The 18,623-nt window shown below is 38.9% G+C and carries 21 protein-coding genes and 1 pseudogene; 15 read left to right on the top strand and 7 right to left on the bottom strand.

Features of this window, described 5'->3' with window-relative positions; all coding sequences use genetic code 11:
* Positions 1-153: 153 nt before the first annotated feature.
* On the top strand, positions 154-552 hold the full coding sequence (locus PTUN_RS09930; RefSeq protein ID WP_096035246.1) for a hypothetical protein: 399 nt from the start codon (positions 154-156) through the stop codon (positions 550-552).
* Between the two features lie 29 nt (positions 553-581).
* Here PTUN_RS09930 and PTUN_RS09925 read toward each other — a convergent pair whose 3' ends face one another.
* The 5 genes from PTUN_RS09925 to PTUN_RS09905 form a co-directional block, all read right to left on the bottom strand.
* A complete protein-coding gene (locus tag PTUN_RS09925) occupies positions 582-1,112 on the bottom strand; it encodes a hypothetical protein (protein WP_009840128.1) in 531 nt (176 codons plus the stop codon).
* Positions 1,113-1,186: 74 nt separating this feature from the next.
* Positions 1,187-2,503 (bottom strand): sensor histidine kinase, encoded by a 1,317-nt coding sequence (locus PTUN_RS09920; protein ID WP_009840127.1) that lies wholly within the window; start codon positions 2,501-2,503, stop codon positions 1,187-1,189.
* A gap of 4 nt (positions 2,504-2,507) precedes the next feature.
* Positions 2,508-3,242: a response regulator gene (locus PTUN_RS09915; protein WP_009840126.1), complete on the bottom strand. Its 735-nt coding sequence runs from the start codon at positions 3,240-3,242 to the stop codon at positions 2,508-2,510.
* A 31-nt stretch (positions 3,243-3,273) separates the two neighbouring features.
* Positions 3,274-3,693: a DUF3019 domain-containing protein gene (locus tag PTUN_RS09910; RefSeq protein ID WP_009840125.1), complete on the bottom strand. Its 420-nt coding sequence runs from the start codon at positions 3,691-3,693 to the stop codon at positions 3,274-3,276.
* A gap of 10 nt (positions 3,694-3,703) precedes the next feature.
* Complete coding sequence (locus tag PTUN_RS09905) at positions 3,704-4,729, bottom strand: MipA/OmpV family protein (RefSeq protein ID WP_040644159.1); 1,026 nt, start codon at positions 4,727-4,729, stop codon at positions 3,704-3,706.
* Between the two features lie 484 nt (positions 4,730-5,213).
* Between PTUN_RS09905 and PTUN_RS09900 the strand changes: the two genes are divergently transcribed.
* The 7 genes and pseudogenes from PTUN_RS09900 to PTUN_RS09875 all read left to right on the top strand — a co-directional run bounded on the left by PTUN_RS09900 (position 5,214) and on the right by PTUN_RS09875 (position 9,719).
* Positions 5,214-5,642: a VOC family protein gene (locus tag PTUN_RS09900; protein ID WP_009840123.1), complete on the top strand. Its 429-nt coding sequence runs from the start codon at positions 5,214-5,216 to the stop codon at positions 5,640-5,642.
* Positions 5,643-5,649: 7 nt separating this feature from the next.
* Entirely contained in the window at positions 5,650-5,865 is a 216-nt protein-coding gene (locus tag PTUN_RS09895) for a DUF6500 family protein (RefSeq protein ID WP_009840122.1), read from the top strand.
* 77 nt (positions 5,866-5,942) lie between these two features.
* Positions 5,943-6,821 (top strand): AraC family transcriptional regulator, encoded by an 879-nt coding sequence (locus PTUN_RS09890; RefSeq protein ID WP_009840121.1) that lies wholly within the window; start codon positions 5,943-5,945, stop codon positions 6,819-6,821.
* Positions 6,822-6,930: 109 nt separating this feature from the next.
* Complete coding sequence (locus PTUN_RS09885; protein ID WP_009840120.1) at positions 6,931-7,428, top strand: DUF3429 domain-containing protein; 498 nt, start codon at positions 6,931-6,933, stop codon at positions 7,426-7,428.
* Positions 7,425-7,640 (top strand): TIGR02450 family Trp-rich protein, encoded by a 216-nt coding sequence (locus PTUN_RS09880; protein ID WP_009840119.1) that lies wholly within the window; start codon positions 7,425-7,427, stop codon positions 7,638-7,640. The genes PTUN_RS09885 and PTUN_RS09880 overlap by 4 nt, the downstream gene beginning before the upstream one ends.
* A gap of 1,159 nt (positions 7,641-8,799) precedes the next feature.
* Positions 8,800-9,009, top strand: a pseudogene (locus PTUN_RS21785) (IS4-like element ISPtu1 family transposase); the annotation flags it as partial.
* Between the two features lie 254 nt (positions 9,010-9,263).
* On the top strand, positions 9,264-9,719 hold the full coding sequence (locus PTUN_RS09875) for a lysozyme inhibitor LprI family protein (protein ID WP_050760053.1): 456 nt from the start codon (positions 9,264-9,266) through the stop codon (positions 9,717-9,719).
* Positions 9,720-9,896: 177 nt separating this feature from the next.
* Here the strand turns inward: PTUN_RS09875 and PTUN_RS22585 are convergent, their stop codons facing one another.
* Together PTUN_RS22585 and PTUN_RS09865 are read right to left on the bottom strand one after the other, a co-directional pair.
* Positions 9,897-10,271 (bottom strand): transposase, encoded by a 375-nt coding sequence (locus PTUN_RS22585; protein ID WP_369118700.1) that lies wholly within the window; start codon positions 10,269-10,271, stop codon positions 9,897-9,899.
* Positions 10,272-10,452: 181 nt separating this feature from the next.
* Entirely contained in the window at positions 10,453-11,352 is a 900-nt protein-coding gene (locus tag PTUN_RS09865; protein WP_009840114.1) for a LysR family transcriptional regulator, read from the bottom strand.
* A 98-nt stretch (positions 11,353-11,450) separates the two neighbouring features.
* Between PTUN_RS09865 and PTUN_RS09860 the strand changes: the two genes are divergently transcribed.
* The 7 genes from PTUN_RS09860 (at position 11,451) to PTUN_RS09825 (ending at position 18,622) form a co-directional block, all read left to right on the top strand.
* The gene (locus PTUN_RS09860) at positions 11,451-12,392 is read left to right on the top strand and encodes a DMT family transporter (protein WP_040644158.1); all 942 of its coding nucleotides are present in this window, start codon (positions 11,451-11,453) and stop codon (positions 12,390-12,392) included.
* Between the two features lie 802 nt (positions 12,393-13,194).
* Positions 13,195-13,629, top strand: coding sequence for a hypothetical protein (locus PTUN_RS09850; protein ID WP_119081474.1), 435 nt, complete (start codon positions 13,195-13,197; stop codon positions 13,627-13,629).
* Positions 13,630-14,116: 487 nt separating this feature from the next.
* Complete coding sequence (locus tag PTUN_RS09845; RefSeq protein WP_009840111.1) at positions 14,117-15,937, top strand: PKD domain-containing protein; 1,821 nt, start codon at positions 14,117-14,119, stop codon at positions 15,935-15,937.
* Between the two features lie 365 nt (positions 15,938-16,302).
* Positions 16,303-16,677, top strand: a complete 375-nt coding sequence (locus tag PTUN_RS09840; RefSeq protein ID WP_119081471.1) for a hypothetical protein — start codon at positions 16,303-16,305, stop codon at positions 16,675-16,677.
* A gap of 1 nt (position 16,678) precedes the next feature.
* Entirely contained in the window at positions 16,679-17,170 is a 492-nt protein-coding gene (locus PTUN_RS22505) for a helix-turn-helix domain-containing protein (protein ID WP_083781300.1), read from the top strand.
* A 139-nt stretch (positions 17,171-17,309) separates the two neighbouring features.
* The gene (locus tag PTUN_RS09830; RefSeq protein WP_009840108.1) at positions 17,310-17,894 is read left to right on the top strand and encodes an RNA polymerase sigma factor; all 585 of its coding nucleotides are present in this window, start codon (positions 17,310-17,312) and stop codon (positions 17,892-17,894) included.
* 107 nt (positions 17,895-18,001) lie between these two features.
* Positions 18,002-18,622 carry a hypothetical protein gene (locus PTUN_RS09825; RefSeq protein ID WP_009840107.1) on the top strand — a complete coding sequence of 207 codons (621 nt, stop codon included), beginning with the start codon at positions 18,002-18,004 and terminating at the stop codon, positions 18,620-18,622.
* Position 18,623: the final 1 nt, after the last annotated feature.

The following is an 18,623-nucleotide window of genomic DNA, read 5'->3' as shown; positions in this document are numbered from 1 at the left end:
ATCCATTTAGCGTAAATTAAGTCAACATGCGAGATAAAGGAGCTGTCTTTGTCTCGCTTTTAGTTGCTTAATTGTAGCTCCCACCAAAAGGACAATAAATTCTATATGATAAAAACCGTTTTATTTCTTTTATTATTTAAACTAGGAGCTGCTATGGCAACGCCTGAGATACTGTGTGATTTTTCAATTAAATCGGCTTCAGCCAACGAGGCGGTATTACTGACTTTTTCAGTGCATAATCAAACCAGTCAAATCCAATCTGTATTGACTTGGCAAACACCTTTGGAAGGGTTTTGGTCCGAGATGTTTATAATAAAGGATGAAAATAATCAAGATGTGATATACCAAGGGCCGCTTGCAAAGCGGGGGCAGCCAGCAAAAGCAGATTATCTCAACCTTGCGCCACAAGAAAAAACCATGATGAGCTTAGTATTAAGCGATGCTTATGCGTTGAAAAAAGGGCGTTATCAGTTAACAATTGCGCCAAATAACCTTCATTTAGCCCAGTTATGTCAAGCATACACATTCCCAATAACATTTAGGGTTAAATAACAGCGTAGTTGTATTCTTCAATCAAAAATTTATTTGCCCACTCTAGGCTTAAAAAGGTAGCGCGCAACCAAACGCACCAATTTGTGGACTACCCATGCCATAGCCGCAAAAACAAGCCCAAATACCGCAGGTAAAAATGCACCAAATCCGTAGCTTGAAACCACCACATAACCGAGTAAAAACGCTGCTTGATAAACAGGAAAAAATAAAGCGGCAATTAAAATGGTTGGCACCGCCAACATGGCAACGAGGTTTTGATGACCAGTATAAAATAACACAGTAATAATAAGCGCATAAAGGCCAGCGGCCGAGAATTGCAGCCATATTTTTTTGGGAAAGTGTGCGCCGTATTGTTTGGTTATTAAGCTAGTAAGCACCCAACTATACAGAGGTAAAATTGCCAGCCCCCACCAATTTGAAATTTTAGGTAAACTTGGGTCTGCAAACAAATGGTGCGCAGGCACGCCTGAAGTTAAGTATTGCCATGTTAAGGTTGTTACAATATACATGCTGACTAATAAGGTGAGCACAATGCGATGTTGTTTAAATAATGAGTTCATATTTATACCTTTTTTTGGTTGGAATTAGCCAAGCGCGCTTAGCTGATTTAAACCAGCCAAGTGGGTCACACAATTTATTGCTGCGCTATTGAGGCATCTTTCACGTTTTTTTTCGGTAAAGTCAGGCTAAATTTAGCGCCGCCTAAGGTATCGCTTTTGCCGATAGTGAGTGTGCCATGGTGCCACTTGGTGACTCTTGTTGCGATGGCAAGCCCCATGCCAAAGCCCTTAATGGTTTGGCGATGCAGCTCTCCGCGCGTAAAAGGTTGCAACATGGTTGCGTAGAGGTCGGGCGCAATCCCAGGGCCATCGTCACTGATATTAATAGAGACTGTATCAGACTGCATAAACACCTCAATGGTGACGTGTTGCTTGCAATATTGTAGTGCGTTTTGTACTAAGTTATTGATTAAAATATTTAAATAAGCTTGGTCACCATCGATAAAACACGGCGTTGCTGCTGGCAAGTAGTTAAGCGTTCGCCCATCGCAGGTTTTGTTTTTTAGGCAATGTGTCACTAAGTCATTCACATTAACGGCCGATTTTGTAAGGCTTATCATGGCTTGGTCGAGTCGTGCGTAATTGAGTAGGGTTTCGACTAAGTCGACCATTTCATCGACGTTGTCGCTAATTCGTTGCTCGTAACGTTTACGCAGCACGGGGTCATCTTCTTCTTGCAAGGTATCGATCCCAAAACGAATACGCGCAAGCGGCGTGCGCAAATCATGTGACACAGCGCTGCTGAGTAATTTAACATCATTGACCAGCGCTTCAATGCGCTCAGCCATGTGGTTAAACTCGGTTTCGATGTCTTTAATATACGAAATGCTGCCCACACTAATGCGTTGATTTAATTGCCCTTCACCAAATAATTTTGCGGTTTTGCGAAGCGCCAATAGGCGAAGTGCAAGCGGTGCCAGCCAAGCCACCATTAAAAGTAGCATGACAAAATAAAATAAGCTGGTGAGCACCAAGCGTAAATCGGCGTTATCTCGATTTGGATTCAACATAGGAGCACGCAGCATGAGCACACTGGCATGGTTGGCGAGATAATAATACAGCGTTAAGTCGGTATCGGTTTCAAGCACTAAGGGTTTGCCGTTAAGTAAATCGTTTTTAAGCGCTGGTGGAATAAGCGTTTGGTTGATTGACGTTAATGCGAGCGTATAAGCATTATTATTTGGCCAATCGGTAATAAATTCATTGGGATGAGGCTGGCTATTGAGCGTATCAGCCATGTTTTGCCCAAGCGGTTCTAAAACCATTAACGGGTCATTTTGATTGAGTTCGCTCTGTTCGCTGTATTGGTTATACAGTGCATCAAACATCCAACCTAAACCCATGGTGGCAATTAAAACCACTGCCAACAGTGATAGCGTTAAATTTCGCATTGGCTTACCACACGTCTTTGGCAAATAAATAACCTTTGCCCCAAATGGTTTTGATACGAAAGGGTTCTTGGGGGCTGTCGTTGAGCTTTTTGCGGATACGAGAAATACGCAAATCGATAGAGCGATCGAATCCATCGTATTCAAAGCCTCGAAAATGGCTCACCAAATCATCTCGTTGCACCACCTCACCCGCGCGGGAGGCTAAAAACCACAGCACATCAAATTCATTGGAAGAAAGCTTAATAGACTCGCCATCTAAATGAACGCTGCGCGTTAATTCGTTAATACTCAAACCATTAAATTGCAGTAAATGCACCGATGTTGCTGGCGGGCTGAGGGGGAATTCACTCGCAGGATTAAATCGCTCTTGTTGACGCAGCAGCCCTTTGATGCGGGTCAATAATACCCGCGCACGCACGGGTTTAGTGATGTAGTCATCTGCGCCCATTTCTAGTCCTAGAATTTCATCAATCTCTTCATCGCGCGCGGTGATCATAATAATTGGATTAATAAAGTCAGGGCGTACGGTTTTACAGACTTCAAAACCATCCATGCCTGGCAACATGCCATCGAGTAAAACACAATCTGGGTTGAGATTTTTGATGAGCGTGACCGCTTCGTCGCCACGATGACAAGTGGTAACGTTAAACCCGCGCGCCGATAAGTATTCTTCAATCCAGGTGGCGAGTTCAACATCGTCTTCTACCAGCAGTAAATGGGCGGTGTGCAATGTGTCCATGAGTTACCTTTAATATCTGAAAGATTGGCGACTAAAACAGTCGCCATGAGAGCCGTGGTTTCCCTTTTTTCTTATGCACCCACGCAATTTTTAATTGGCTAGTTGCTAAAGGCGTACTGTTGTTATTGGATCGTAAGGCAAAATCAACATTTTGATTGGTTTTAAGCTCTTGCTTAAAGGCCCCTTGCTGCGCATTTTGCCAGCAAAAAAGTGCCTGCTGAGTGTGATTGGCATACAAACAGACATCAAGCAGCGCGGCACTTTGCCAATTAATTTCAACCGTGACATAACAATCTTGCCCTTGTTGCATTGCAATACATTGCTCAGGATTAAGCGTCATGGTTGCTTGCTCAAGAGGCTCAGCCATGGCTTGAGTAAAAGACAAATAAGTCATCAAGCCAAGCAGCACCCATACATAAGCAAGATGGGGTTTTGTTTTAAAGTGCGTCATAGTGGCCACCTTAAAAGACAAAACTGAGTAACATGCCCGCTCTAACACCATCGTTAGCAAGTTGCGGGCGCTCAATAATAGTGCGATTAGAGACTTTGTTGTAACTGACAAACGTACCAAATACCCAGTCTGTAGTAATGGGGTATTCAAAACCAATTTCAGCAGCGCGGCTTAGGCCATCACTTTTAGATAAACCGCTGCGGCTATCGTATTGCACTAAGTCACTTGGCTGTGGCAATACTTCACGTGAGCGGTATTGCATGCCCAGGTTTGCATAGTAACTCCAGTTTTTAAACTGTCCGTTATAGCTATATGAAACCGACGCTTCAACCCCATCACTGCCCACATTATTGCGGCTAAAAGGTGAATAAATGAGTTCTAATTGGCTGTTATCAAAATAACCGGTTGCTCTTAAGCCACCACGTTTATCGAGGTTGCGAATTTGCAAACCTTCGAGGCCTTCAATGCCTTTGTTATTACGTTGATAAAAGACATCAAATGACCAAGTATCGGTATTAATTACATTAAAACCCCACGCAGGCAGCGAATACATACCATGCATACGGCGGGTACTTAAGCTTGGTGATTCAATAAAAAAACCAAGCAGTTGCACACGGTAACTTAAGTCGATATCAAATTGTGAACTTGGTTCGTCATCAGAAGGATAACGAAAGTCATCACCAAAACTGCTAATGGCACTTAACCCTAAATAAAAGCCATCGCGCGGGTTAGACTCAAAACGAAAATCAATGTCATCATCCTCGTCATTGTCTTCATCATGTGTGATTTCGATACTGTGATGACGGTTTACTTTGCAATCGATTTTGCAGTTGGCTGCTTGTTCTTTTTCAAAAGTAATTAAAATTTGGCGATAATCATCTTGGGTCAGCGGTGGCTGTGTTTTTTTCTCATCACTTTGTGGAGCTTGTTTGATTGCTGGTTCAACGGGGTCGTGAGCCGATGCGTAAAATGATGGGGTCAGTAATAATGTGGTTGCAACTACGCTTGCCAACATGCTGTATTTGAAGTGTGTCATAAAATCCCTGTGATCGTTTTTGTTTGTTGGGTCAAGTGTATGAACTCAGCCGTTAAAAAGACGTATCACATATTGTGTAAATGTATCACTTTGTATCAGTTAAGAGCGCCATTACAGCAAATACAGCGTGTTAACACAAGGTTACTTAACAGCCTTCGGTTAAGTTATGGGCGATATGAGCGGGTAATTAAATACATTGATCCATCTAAGAGGACGATGTTGTGCATTAAGGCTTGCAAACGACTTAAAGGTAATGCTGTTTTAGATTATCTTAACGGCAATTGTTGGTGTTTATAGTGGCTAAGTTGCTGTATCGTAACAAGTGTGCGGGGGGATATTATTATTTTTAGCAGGCAAACTCTTTTATTAGGCCAAACCAATTGGTGTGATTTTTTATTTAAAGTTACTCAGCATTAAGTTAGGGTTGAATATATTCTGTCACATCAAGCAGGACGTCAAACAAGAAGCAAAACAGGAGTACGCAATGTTACACATTTTAGGGATTGATCATATTGTGTTGCGCACCACACAGTTAACTAACATGGTGGCGTTTTATACCAAAGTGCTCGGCTGTCAAATTGAGCGCGCCTTACCAGAGCTTGGCCTCACACAACTGCGTGCAGGCTCAGCTCTGATTGATTTAGTCCAAGTAGATAAACCACTTGGCCAACAGGGCGGTGGGGCACCGACAAAAACAGGTAATCACCTTGATCATTTTTGTTTAATACTTAAGTCGGTATCGCAAGATGATATTCGCACGCACCTAACAGCGCACAACATAGAGGTGGGTGACTTCACGCAGCGCTATGGCGCGCAAGGGTATGGAGAGTCTATTTATATTCACGACCCGCAGGGCAATACAATAGAGTTGCGCTGCGAACAAGCTTTTAATCCAATTAAGCCAAAAGGTTAAACGAGTAATGCAACAAAAGTTGAAACAAAAAATAATCGCAGTGTGCGATAAAAAAATTGCCGCTAAAGGGGAAAGTGTTGGGGTGTCTTTTTATGCTTTTTTTGCCAATAAAAATGATGATCCTGTATTGTTGATGGAAGCGGCAACGTGGTGGATCCAAACCCATAAACTCGATCACTTTGAAAAAGCAGTTAAAATTAAGGCCATGGTTGAAGCTATCTAAACAATCGCAATTTCAATCATGCTTTTGTTTTTGGCCTGTGGCACACTCGGTTTGATTTACCTGTTGGAATTGACCTTATGACATCGCCCGTTGTATTAGCCCACCAAGCACGTATTAATCGAGTGTGTGATTTTATTGTGCAGAATTTAAATGACGAGCATACCCTTGAGCAACTCAGCCAAGTTGCTGCGTTATCAAAATACCATTTTCATCGGGTTTTTTTAACAAGCACCGGGCTTACTGTGATTAAGTTTGTGCAATTAGCACGGTTAAAACGCGCGTCATTTCGTTTAGTATTTGAGCCAGAAAAGCGGGTATTAGATATTGCACTTGAAGCGGGTTTTGACAGCAGCGAAGCGTTTTCACGCGCCTTTAAACGCACCTTTATGCAATCGCCTTCGCAATTTCGAACCGAACCAAATTGGCCTAACTGGCATGGTGTTTTTGCTGAGGTAAAAAACCAGCAACGGCTGCAAATACCTGCTCAATTGTGTGTTGAGGTGATTGATTTTCCAAAAACACGTGTCGGATTAATTGAACACCGTGGTGCACCAGAGCGTATTTTTGAAACCACCGCCCAGTTTATTAATTGGCGTAAAAGCAGCGGGTTATCACCCATAAACAGCAGCCAAACCTTTGGCATAGTGTTTGGCGATCCCAATGCGACCAAAGCCGCAGACTTTCGTTTTCAACTGGCGGGCAGTGTACAAAAAATGATTAGCGATAATGCATTTGGTGTGGTGAATGGGGTTATTGCTGGCTGTAAATGCGCCAAAATAATCCATCATGGTAGTTTAGATGCCATGGAGCCTGCTATTTATGCGTTATACCGTGATTGGTTGCCAAGCAGTGGTTACGAGCTTGGCGAGCAACCTTTATTTTTTGAGTATTTAAACTTTATACATCAAGTTGATGAGTGCGATTTACGTACCTATATTTATTTGCCTTTGAGCTAGCATGGCTTTGCTGCCATGGTTCGGCCAGAGCCAGTTGTGGATGAAAAGCTGATCGACTTATGTATTATGCCCGTATTAAATAATCAAATTTCTATGAGCAAAAGCAACCATGCCTTCTACCCATCATGTAAATCTAAGCTACTTAGGCTTATTACCTTTTTTGACTTTAACCGGTGGCTATTTTTTTAGCGAAGCACCCTGGATTTTGCAGGCGTTTGTTATTTATAGCGTCAGTATTTTAAGCTTTGTAGCAGGCAGTTTGTGGCAAGCGCCACTTAATATTCAAACTAAACAAGGCAAAAACCATCAGCAAAATAACGCGAACTCATTAGATGAATCAATAGCTCGCAGCCAGTCAGTCACTCAGGCCTGGCTTGTGGTGCTTGTCACTTTACCTTTACCGCTTGGGGTGTTTGTGAGCATTGAATTTAGCTTGCTGTGGTTGGCGGGCAGTTTTGTTTGGCTTTTATTGCTGCAAAAGCGCTTACCAAACTGGGCGTTATTAAGCAAAGAGTACCAGCAAATGCGGGCCAAAATAACCTCGGTAGTCTTGGTGTGTCACTTATTAATGTGGGCGCAATTGAGCCATTTAGGGGCCGTGGCATGAATCAAATCAATCCAAAAGCCTTGCTGCACAGCAAGTGGACGGCAACATCTCCTGTGAACAGAGAAAAGCATTTTGCCGTGACCGCCGTTGAATTTGATGAAGATAAAAAAGTCACACGCTGCGTCATTCAAGCGGTTTACAGTAATAATGAATATGAGATTAATTGGCGTGACTTAAAGCAGCCTACGCTCTGGCGTCAAGGCTGGTGCTAATATTGGTGGTAACTGCAAGCTTGCTTGCGAAGGCGGCGGGCGGGAGCAGCTCGACCGTTGTTTAAGGTTGGGCTTTAGCTCGACGCCTGTTGCATTGTGATTTTTTACCACCACAGAGTACACCGAAGCTTCGCTCACCGATAAAAACTAAGTGAGTAAAGCCAACTAATTAATAGCTTTTTCTTTCCTCTGTGTTTCTCTTAACCTCGGTGGTTAACCTTCTTTTTCACCACCGAGAACTCAGTAGTTAAAATAGTTTCACTTCCACCGAGTAATAAGAGCCCCGAGGCGCTGCGCTACACCGATCTTTTGATGTTTTTTTTGAGATTTCACCATAGGTGCAAACCTGCTTGCGAAGTCGAGCGAAGCTAGGCCGTTTTTGTAGGTCGGGCTTTAGCCCGACAGTTATTTAAAAGCCGTTTTCAAATAACTAACTGTTTTTAAATTGAAAAACCGCTTTTTAAATTAGCATTGTTGTCGCGCGGGCATGGGCAGCCAAGGTGAAGCTATCACCGGTCTCCCCTTGGAACCCCTCGGCGCCCCAGATTTTCAAAAAACAGGCAAACTGATCTTCAAAAATACATTTGATGTGAATATAACCGCCATCCATGCCTTAGCATGGCTTGCTCGACTTCCTGTCGCGCATTATTCATCAAATCTATTTTTTCAGATTTGATTTAAGCGGGAATTGTTGGCATCAGTGTGAGCTTTGAGTAGGTGCAAGCCTGCTTGCGAAGGCGAGCGCAGCTCGGCCTCTTTTTAATCGGTATAAAATAGCTTGCTTGTAATAAGTTGCAAGAAAAATAAACTTGTATCTTATAGTCTATTATGAAGTTTATCAGTAACCTTGCCGATTATTGCATTTAAAAATGTGAAATAGGGGGTGAAGTTAAGTTTTACTTTTTATGATCAAAGGCAAAAAGAAAGACCAATCGCTATTGATTCTAGGCTTAGACTCAAGCTGATAAATCATTTTGAGTAAATTACGGTCAATCAAACGTTATGATGTATGAAGTCAAGATTTGACCCTGACGAATCCCCACAATTTGATAATATAAATCAATAAGATAATATAAAAAAAATAGTTGAAGTGAAGTGCATAGCTAATTTTGATCTTATATGCTTTTTCCGACCAAAGAAATTACATACTAAATCGACTATGCACTTAAATAAATTATTACATAAAACATTTTCTAATACAGTAGGTGTTATTGATAAGCGTAACCACTGCACATTAATGAAAGCAGCAGCAACACTCTGCCAACATACGTTCATATCCATTGCTGCTTTGGGAAGAAAGCTAAAGAGCAATGCGAAGGTTAAACACAATATTAAACGAATAGATAGGTTATTTGGCAACCCTCGCGTTTGACCCTAAGGGATCCCCGTAACGAACAAAAAGAACAAACTATTTATTTTGTATTTTTTTACAAGATAAAAACAGCTCATGCTTGCTAACTATTCGTGCAATAACATGTCCTTAAGTTTAGAATGTTAATTCTAAAAGCAAAACAGACTAAACGATTGAATCAAAAAAGGAACTCAGTTATGGTTTGCAGATTAATAAAAATAAATTTGAAATGAGTAATTCTACAGGCTCGTTATATTTACTAAGGAAGTTCAGTGTCGATTATTAGAATATGTCTATTGTTTTCGCTATTTTTCAATTTAAATGCTTATTCTAGTGAATCAGAGTCTTGCCTTGAAACAGCAATGAGTCAGCGAGACATGAATCAATGTGCGGGTATTGATTACAAAAAAGCCGAATCTGAATTATTTAGAGTAATCACAGAGATCAATAAACTGTATAAAGATGAAGAAAAATTTCTTGTTAATCTAGAAAAATCCCAAAGAAACTGGGAGGCCCAACTTGAGTTAGATTTAGATTTAAAATTTCCTAGAGCTGGCGACCCTATGTATTACGGAAGTATTTTTCCAATGTGTTACTCGGGTTATAAAACAAGACTTACGCTGCAACGAATTGCCTTTTTAAAAGAATGGTTAATTGGTAGTAGAGAAGGTGAAGTTTGTTCTGGTTCAATAATGAACGAGTATTATATAAAGAATGCTAAAGAGTAACTAACATGCCAAGTAGTGGGAATTTTACTCGCTGAAAAGTGCGTACAAAACTCCAGCTCAGGGCATTGAGGTTTTATTATTACTTTTTTATTAAAAATAACGTTCTATATTTATTCCAAATACATAATCTAATACCTTAAATTCGCTTTGGATCTATTTCAGGAGCTTGCTTTTTAATTAACCAGCAGGGTAGGGTCTTTCTTTTTGCCTTTTGCTTCTTAGGTAATTGCGAATAGGCAACCATTTATAAATAAGGTCATGGGGTAAAGTTTTCATATTAGGCCTGCATTGTTTGGGGTTGGTATGCCACATTTTTTTGTAATAAATGCCAGACAAAACGTGCAAGTTCATAAGCGATTGCAACCACCGCCTTATTAAAGCCATGTCGATGTGCGACCGCTTCGCCTCACACTTTGAGCGCATAGTGTCATTGTTATATCGATTGAGTGGAGCTTTGGCACTATGAATGAGCTGCTTGCGTAAATATCGATGGCCTCGCTTTGATATTTTGCCGATATCACTATTTGAGCCTGAGCAAACTAGTGGGGTGATATTGCCAACCAGACAGCAAAATCTTTTGCACTTTGAAATGCTGCCCTTTATTTATTAATACTGGCATTTAAAGTTGGAACGACGATGAGCCTATTCCAGGCTCGCTGAGGAGTATTTCTGCGTGAAGAAAATGCGTAAAGTTTTGTTTTAATTTTTCTCGTCATTCTGATGGCTGGCTGTTTTACGATGGATTGTTATTAAAACGCTGAAGCATAAAATCGATTAACAAGCGCAATCGAAAGGGCATGTTATCTCGGTCACGGTAGAGCATTTGGCAACCGCGAGGTTGGTTGCTCCACTCCGGTAAAACTTGTCGAAGCTCTCCCGAATCAATCAATGGCTGCGCATGATAATCAGGTATAAAACCGATACCTAAACCATCTTGTATGGCGCGTGTAAGCAAGCTGATATCGTCTACTTTTAGGCGAATATTATGGTTTGGTTTATGGGTTTGCATCTCTCCCGAGGTCGTGTGTTGCAGCTTCCATGTGGACATAGGCGAGCACAACACAGTGGCAAAACCTTCTAAATCACAGGGCGTTTTTAGGCTGGATAGGTCCAAATTGACTGAGCCACAAATAACAAAGCGAATGTTCGTTAAGTGCCTACCAATCCAATGAACTGCATTGTGATCACCGACGCGAAATGCAATGTCGATGGCTTCTTCCTCAATATCGATGTTTTGATTTGAAAGGCGTAAATCCAAATGGATGTCAGGGTATTCAATCAAAAAAGCATTAAAATGCTGAGCTAAAACATGCACACCAAAGTTCACTGGCGCAGAAATCCGAATAGTCCCTTTGGCTTGGGTTTTGTCCTGCTGAAGGCATACAGCAACATCCTCTAGTTCCTCAAAAAGAGATGCGCTTCGTTGATAATATCGTTGCCCTGAATGGGTGAGTTGGACTCTATGAGCGTCACGGTTTAGCAATCGTATCGCCAAGTCCTCTTCTAATTTAGCGACTCGTCGACTCAATGTAGAAAGAGGAATTTCCAGTGCTGCCGAGGCTTGTTTAAAACTGCCGTATTGGGCAACAGCACAAAAACAACGCATATCATCTAGTGAATAGTTAAATTTCATATTTGGGATCTATTGTCTCAATTTTGTCTATTTATTCCGTATTTAAAATCTATACACTGCGCCTTATATTTTCAAGTTTTCTTTTAATGGAGAAAGATATGAACCGTTCGGCGAGTACCAACGCGGTATTATTATTGTTGCTATGCACGTTTTTCTGGGGAGCGTGTTTTCCTGTGGGTAAACATGCGTTGGGAGAGGTGCACGCGCTGACTTTGGTCATTTGGCGTTTTGCCATTGCTGCTGTTTGTTTGTTTATTTATGCTAAGTGGAAAAACATGCCAATGCCTAGCTTAACGGCAAAACAATGGGCGTGGGCGATTGGCGTTTCTATCATTGGTGTCGGCGGGTTAAATCTTGGCTTGTTTACTGGCTTGGCGCACACGGATGCAAGTAATGGTGCCTTAATTATGGCGCTCAGCCCATTAGCAACGTCTTTGATTGGCTCTTTGTTACAACGCAAACTGCCAACTCGCAGTGCGGTTTTTAGTTTGGTGGTTTGTTTATCTGGTGTTTTGCTGGTATTAACCAATGGCGAGCTAAAACGCTTGCTGGGTTTTGAGTTTAACCATGGCGATCAAATGATCTTTATGGGCATGTTGTGCTGGAGCCTTTATACCTATTTAACGCAAGGTGTGAGTCGTTGGATGCCGATGATCCCTTACACCTTGGTCGGTATGTTATCAGGGCTAGGGGTGATCTCTTTGGTTACAGCGTTTAGTGCTGAGGTGCATCCACTACAAGAAAGCTTGGCGATTAGTGGTTATGTATTGGGCGACTTATTGTTCATCGGTGTGTTTGGCACCGTAGGTGGTTACTTATTGTGGATTTCTGGTGTGAAACAGCTTGGTGCTGCAAACGCTTCGTTGTTCTTCAATTTTGTGCCTGTCTTTGCGGCCTTGACGGCATTTGCATACGGTCAAACTGTTACAAGTTTACAGCTATTGGGTGTGGCGATTGTTATTGCCGGTTTGTTACTGCCAAGAATCGTAAAATGGCAGCAACAACGTTTTAGCCGCCAAGAAGCATCATTGGCTAATTAAACGTTCAATCAGAAAGTAAAAAGTAGAAATTAGAGCAATTCGATGTTTTCCAAACACCATTCGGCTCTTTCTAAGACGGCGTGTTTTTGCGCGTCGTCTTGCTTATCCAAATTACCGAAAATCATGCCGTTACGATGATTCTAAGCAAGCGTGCTCGATGTTTGACCATAAAACGCCAATACAAGCAGTTGAGAGAAAAAGCCTCCTCGCTGGTTTTATCTTTGCCCGTGTCGTAAAAAAGCAAAAAACTAGACCTTATCATCATATTTAAAACGCCGCGGTTTTTTTGATTCAGTTGAAAAATAAAATCCAAGCGTAAATAAGTATCTACTTGATATAATGAAATTTATTTAGCTTAGAACACTTGGCTTTATAAAATATTGCGGCTTTTTATATTCAGATAACCTGTTCTTGTCGTGATAAAGGACTACCTCAAAATTTTATTTTGATTTCACCGTGCGTTGAATTCGTTGGAATTATAGTCTGTTGTTGAAATGTTTTTTAATCCACGATGCTGCGAAGCGCCTCGATGTGCTTGGTGGTAAAATCATTTTTATACTACCGAAAAGGGAAGACTGTGGTGTCAGTCTAGTTTTTTCGTTTTTAAAAAAAAGGCAAAAAATCTAGAAGTTATGCTGTTGATTGGTTGTTGGTTTAGGGCTTAGCTTTAGGACGAAAATCAATGAGAAAAAGTAATAGTAATATAAAAATACGTGATTTTCTGTACCTTTTTCGTTTACATTTGTTTCTGTTTTGGTTACTTTATTGTTCAGTTTATTTAATGGAAATTAATGGAGTTAAAATGAGTAAAGTTCTAAAAGTATTAGCCACTGCTTTAGTATTTGCATCAGCTGGGGCGAATGCATCATCTTCATTCGGTGTTGATATTACAGAGAAAGCAAGACCTGGTGTGCCACAAGCTCGTTGGACGGATGTAAAAATAACAGACAATTTATTCGCAAGCTCAGTTACAAATTTTGATTACCAGATTTCGAATTATTCCGTTTCATTTAATTGGGTAACAAATGAAGGTGCAAAAGGTGGATGTAATATTTATTACGATGTGAATAAAGACAGCTCAACTGATTTTTCAGATCAAACCGCGAAGCGTAGATATAACAATACTAAAGAAATATTATCTAATCTTAAGGTAGGAGATCATCTATTTATTCAATCGGCGTTTTCAACAAATTCAGCTCCTTGTGAAGTAACGCTTAAGCATAATATAGGTCTTTAAATAGTTAGCTTTATCGTTTTAGTTATTAATTATTTATTTGAAAGCTGAAAAATATTTCGGCTTTTTTGTTTTTAATATCCCTTAGCTACACTGGTTCATCCATATATTTTACCCTTTGATTGTTAAATTTCACGCCTTCTATATTTGCCACAAAGCCTATGCTCAATCTGATTTATTTTTAGGTAATAGTTTTTAGTTTGATAAAATAAGCAATAAAAAACGCAATTTTGTATTAATTTATTTACATTAAATTCACTAAATAAACACAAGCTTGTTGTTACATTTTTCTTAATGGCCATTAAAGTACCTAAAACAGTGCATTCAACAGATGTGAGTTAACTTCTATTGTTGTCAAATATCGAACTGACAATGCAAGCCGACTATTTTCCTTGTTAATTTGTTTTTTTGTCTTCTGCTTATACTTTTATTTGTACCCATTTTGTGCTGTTGGGTCGAAGTTAAAAATTAACAGAACTAAGGAACTAGTATGAAATTACGTTTTTTAATACCAGTATTAAGTATTTTTTATGCCGCAACGGCTATTGCAAATATCGATGAGTTACACGTTTTAAGAGTGGCAGCCGCATCAGGTGAAGCGAGCAAAACCACAATAGGTAAACAAGCTGCGAGTAATTTGGTACTGAGTAGCCAATTTAGCGCTTTATCAAATCAAGGTTTAGTCATAAGCCATAAGCTTAGTCATCCAAATGCAGATTACATCAAACTACATTTTAAAAATGTTCAATTAGCAGGCAGTGCCAAACTAGTTATACGTAATCCTGATAATACTGAACGTTATGAATACACAGTAAATAATATGAGCTTAGCCACTAAAGATACCACATTAGGTGATGATGGTATTTCGTCTTTCTCGGCCATGTCTATTTCAAATGACAGCGTTATTATTGAATATTATCCTGATGAAAATACCGCAGATCAGCACACAGAATTTGGTGTAATAGACAGCTATTTTTATGGTACTGAAAGTGTGATCCCTGCCAATATCAATCAAAATGATGCGTCCCTTCTTTCAACTTGTGGGGTGAACGAGCGACAAGATGTACAGTGTTGGGCCAATAGTCACCCTACAGAGTTTGATCGCAGTCGTCCCGTTGCTCGCTTAGTGATAGGCGGGCGCAGTTTGTGTACTGGCTGGCGTGTTGGTGCAGATAACAAAATGTTTACAAATAACCATTGTGTTGAAACCGCAGGTGAGTTGGCGTCGACAGAAGTATGGTTCAATTATCAGCAAAAAAGTTGTAATGGAAGTACCCGAGAAGCGGTAGTTAAAGTTACTGGGAACCAGTTCTTCAAAACAGATTATACGCTTGATTACACCTTATTTAGTGTGAATGATTTTTCTTCTATCTCGCAGTTTGGTTATTTAGGACTGGATGTACGTGATGCGTTGCAAGGTGAACGAATCTATATTCCTCAGCATGGTTCGGGTAATCCAAAAGAGCTCGCTATCGAGTCAGATCAAGATAGTAACGGCTTATGCCAAGTTAATGCCGCGTCGACCAATGGTCGAGGCACTGGCACTGACATAGGTTATAATTGCGATACAATTGGTGGCTCATCGGGCTCACCTGTTTTGGCTGGTGTGACTAATAAGGTTATTGCCTTACATCATTTAGGCGGTTGTTATAATAAAGGCGCAAAAATTAGTAAGATTTGGCCCCAAGTTTCAACTTATTTTAATGGCGAGATACCGATAGGTGATGATAATGATAGCAGTAATCCTATCGCTCGATTCACATACAACTGTAATTTTGAGCAATGCAGCTTTGATGGAAGCGGATCAAGTTCAGCTGGCTCAATTAATTCTTACAGTTGGCAGTTTGGCGATAATCAAACTGACTCAGGTTCACAAGTTACACATACATTTTCAGCTGCTGGCAACTATTCAGTTAGCCTTACGGTACTTGATTCTAATAATCAAAGCCATACCGTGACTCAGCAAGTTGCTGTTACTTCAGATAATACAATCCCTGATGATGAATTAGCCAAAGGCCAAGCCAAAGAAGGGTTGAGTGGCACGATGAGTTCTGAGGTTTTTTACTATTTTGATGTGCCAAGTGGTGCAAGCAATATTCGAGTGACGTTATCAAATGGGACTGGTGATGCTGATTTATATGTAAAAAAAGGCAGTAAACCGACATCGACTAGTTATGATTGTCGCCCGTTTAAAAATGGCAATAACGAAAGTTGCACCTTAACAGGTGGTGAAGGACGATACCATGTGATGCTAAAAGGTTATCGTTCATATAGCGGGGTGAGCTTATTGGCCGATTATACCAGTAACTAAAATTTCTAAGAAAAACACTGACGACAATGCGTCAGTGTTTTTTCTTTACAAGAAAGTCCACTTAAGATACTTAATTTTAGAACAATATAAATTAATCAGAGTTCAGGTTAATTTAGCGAAAATAAAGTACGATAGTAAGGTATAAATTAGGTTTTAATCCCCAGATTGAAACCTTTCCCGGTGTGAGATGCTATAAATCCTCAGACATTTTTATGGATTATTTTTAGGTTAAAAAATAAAAATCATTCATATGAAAAATAAAATTTATTGTTCGCGTTTTATCCGCAGTAAAAATAATTCGCGATGTAATAGCGTGTAATATCAATATCTGCTTGTTGGTTGTATTTGTTTTAGGTACTTTAAGTGTGGCTTTTGTCAAAGTTGCCACATTTCATATTTATTTAAATATTACTAACGAGGTTTTATGGATAGCTTCAAAACAAAAAAAAATAAACAATCATATTTTATTAGTAAAAAATAAATCAATTAAATTTAAAGTTATTAATCTTAATTTTTTGGATTTTAATTTTAATGTAACTCAGAAAGAATTGGACTTTTTCCGAAGTGAAGAGAGGATTGACACACCAAGATTGATAATTATATCTACATTAGATAAAAATTTTAAAGAAATTTACAATGACAAAATGATAATTTCAAATTACTTTAAAAACCTCGCCTTACCTCAACCGGTATTTATTGCCATTGTAAATATAACATCAAAAAAAAAAGAAACTATTTGAGATTGGTTTTTTAGATTACATAAGCTACCCGATAATAAAAAAAGAGCTTTATTACAGAGTTAGATGCATTGTTTATCCTAATGACTATCAAGAGTATGAATCTAATTCTATAGATTACAACATTGATATTAAGTCTAAGTTAATTGAAAAAACAGAATGTTATCTTAAGGAAAACTTAGCTAATAATATTAACCTTGATGTATTAACACGTAATGTTGGTACTAATAGAAATAAGTTAAATAATCTATTTAAATTTTATCATGGCATAAGCGTTTTTGATTGGCTCAGAGAGCAGCGAATGAAAAAAGCCGCCGAACTTTTAGATAAAACCTCCCTTAATATTATGCAAATATCCGAAAGAGTTGGTTACCCCGATTCAAATAATTTTTCTACTGCATTTAAACGATTTTATCAATTATCACCAAGGCAATATCGTCAAAAAGAAAAAGAGATGCAACCATCAAAGAAGTATATGCATTGCGCAAAGGTTTAATCATCGTCGAGAAAATAAACTGAGGATTCAATAACGACTAACAGGGTATAAAAATATCTTTGGATATGTCTATTCAATGTTTATTACTCCCTAATGATGTTCAACAAGGTCGTTGATAAATCTATTTAAGGACTGAGAGATGAAAAAGTTTATTGACCAAAAAAACACAGTTGAAAAGATGCGTGAAGATAGTTGCACCTTGATAAAGGAGTTACACAATGGCATTCATTGTGATTGGTTTTTTTGGATTAAATATGAGAAAAAAATATTTAATTACTGCTTTTATAGTCTTACCAAAAATAATCATCACGATGCAGAAGATCTAGCGAGAGATACATTACTAAAAGCTTATGAGAAGTTGCCTTTAGCTAATCCAGAGTTAGCAATTTTGGGATGGTTAATAAAATTAGCAAAAAATATATATTTTGACCAATTAAGAAAAAACAAAACTCAATTAAAATATAATGTTACTTACTTTGAAGATGACAGCTGTGAAGGTGATACGCTTTTTAAAGATGAATGTAACAGAAGGAAGTTGATATTAATTAATAAAGAAATATCAAAGATAACGACCGAAGTTCGACAAATCACTATTGATCACTTAGTAAATGATAAAGAATATAAGGCAATTAGTTTGGATTACAATATATCAGAAGCACACGCTAGAAAACTTATCTTTACCAGTAGGCAGAAAATAAAATCAGCGTTCAAGAAACAAATTTAAAAATTTAAAATAAAAATGGGAACAAAAGTCAGAGTCAAACGTTATTAGATTACAAACTTAATTTATATTGATTAATGTACTAATTATAACTTTGGTAAGGAATCGTAATGTTTTGTGATACCCAAATAACCTATATTAATAAATCTATAAATAGAGATGTGCCCAAGATATTTATATTTGCTTCAAATGCAATCCCATCTTTTGATGCGTTAAAAGAAGGTGTGGCCTGGAAAGTGATTGAAAATATAGGGCAAGACTCTATGAGTTGTTTTGTTTACCCAGCAAAAACAGAGGTTTATGCATCATGGGAAAATAATTGTAATCAAACAAAAGCACTTAACTGTATCCCTGGAAAGCGATATACAATCACTGAGAATAGCTCTGGAATTATACTGATAGAAAATGGTAATGCATTAAAAAGTAGTGAAGTTGAGTTGACCAATGATATTAAAGTTAAAAATGGTATAAGTGCTCACCTTAGTAAAGGTGGGAGTGACCTAATAAAAAAGAATGTTGTAGCTTTTGGTCAAAAAGCATCTTTTTTAATTAAACCAAAAATATACTGGGGAATAGCGTCTGAAATTCAACAGTCAGGTGCGATTAGCTCGGCGGTAATCGATTCTCTTAATTTTTTTGAACAAAATCTTGAAAGTGTATCCTCTGCAACTGTTTCATTAAATGGTAATGCAAAAGAAGGTTACTCATTTAAGGTTGAAGAACAAGAATAAT

Source organism: Pseudoalteromonas tunicata, from assembly GCF_002310815.1.
GTDB classification, from domain to species: domain Bacteria; phylum Pseudomonadota; class Gammaproteobacteria; order Enterobacterales; family Alteromonadaceae; genus Pseudoalteromonas; species Pseudoalteromonas tunicata.
Note: the sequence above shows the minus strand (reverse complement) of the source record. Positions and strands in the feature narration are given on the sequence as shown.

What these genes read in the sequence shown, in the direction of transcription:
- PTUN_RS09930 (WP_096035246.1), top strand. Translation starts at nt 154, where the DNA reads ATGGCAACGCCTGAGATACTGTGTGATTTTTCAATTAAATCGGCTTCA.
- PTUN_RS09830 (WP_009840108.1), top strand. Translation starts at nt 17,310, where the DNA reads ATGAAAAAGTTTATTGACCAAAAAAACACAGTTGAAAAGATGCGTGAA.
- PTUN_RS09915 (WP_009840126.1), bottom strand. Translation starts at nt 3,242, where the DNA reads ATGGACACATTGCACACCGCCCATTTACTGCTGGTAGAAGACGATGTT.
- PTUN_RS09845 (WP_009840111.1), top strand. Translation starts at nt 14,117, where the DNA reads ATGAAATTACGTTTTTTAATACCAGTATTAAGTATTTTTTATGCCGCA.
- PTUN_RS09825 (WP_009840107.1), top strand. Translation starts at nt 18,002, where the DNA reads ATGTTTTGTGATACCCAAATAACCTATATTAATAAATCTATAAATAGA.
- PTUN_RS09885 (WP_009840120.1), top strand. Translation starts at nt 6,931, where the DNA reads ATGCCTTCTACCCATCATGTAAATCTAAGCTACTTAGGCTTATTACCT.
- PTUN_RS09905 (WP_040644159.1), bottom strand. Translation starts at nt 4,729, where the DNA reads ATGACACACTTCAAATACAGCATGTTGGCAAGCGTAGTTGCAACCACA.
- PTUN_RS09850 (WP_119081474.1), top strand. Translation starts at nt 13,195, where the DNA reads ATGAGTAAAGTTCTAAAAGTATTAGCCACTGCTTTAGTATTTGCATCA.
- PTUN_RS09895 (WP_009840122.1), top strand. Translation starts at nt 5,650, where the DNA reads ATGCAACAAAAGTTGAAACAAAAAATAATCGCAGTGTGCGATAAAAAA.
- PTUN_RS09920 (WP_009840127.1), bottom strand. Translation starts at nt 2,503, where the DNA reads ATGCGAAATTTAACGCTATCACTGTTGGCAGTGGTTTTAATTGCCACC.
- PTUN_RS09900 (WP_009840123.1), top strand. Translation starts at nt 5,214, where the DNA reads ATGTTACACATTTTAGGGATTGATCATATTGTGTTGCGCACCACACAG.
- PTUN_RS09860 (WP_040644158.1), top strand. Translation starts at nt 11,451, where the DNA reads ATGAACCGTTCGGCGAGTACCAACGCGGTATTATTATTGTTGCTATGC.
- PTUN_RS09880 (WP_009840119.1), top strand. Translation starts at nt 7,425, where the DNA reads ATGAATCAAATCAATCCAAAAGCCTTGCTGCACAGCAAGTGGACGGCA.
- PTUN_RS09865 (WP_009840114.1), bottom strand. Translation starts at nt 11,352, where the DNA reads ATGAAATTTAACTATTCACTAGATGATATGCGTTGTTTTTGTGCTGTT.
- PTUN_RS09925 (WP_009840128.1), bottom strand. Translation starts at nt 1,112, where the DNA reads ATGAACTCATTATTTAAACAACATCGCATTGTGCTCACCTTATTAGTC.
- PTUN_RS09890 (WP_009840121.1), top strand. Translation starts at nt 5,943, where the DNA reads ATGACATCGCCCGTTGTATTAGCCCACCAAGCACGTATTAATCGAGTG.
- PTUN_RS09910 (WP_009840125.1), bottom strand. Translation starts at nt 3,693, where the DNA reads ATGACGCACTTTAAAACAAAACCCCATCTTGCTTATGTATGGGTGCTG.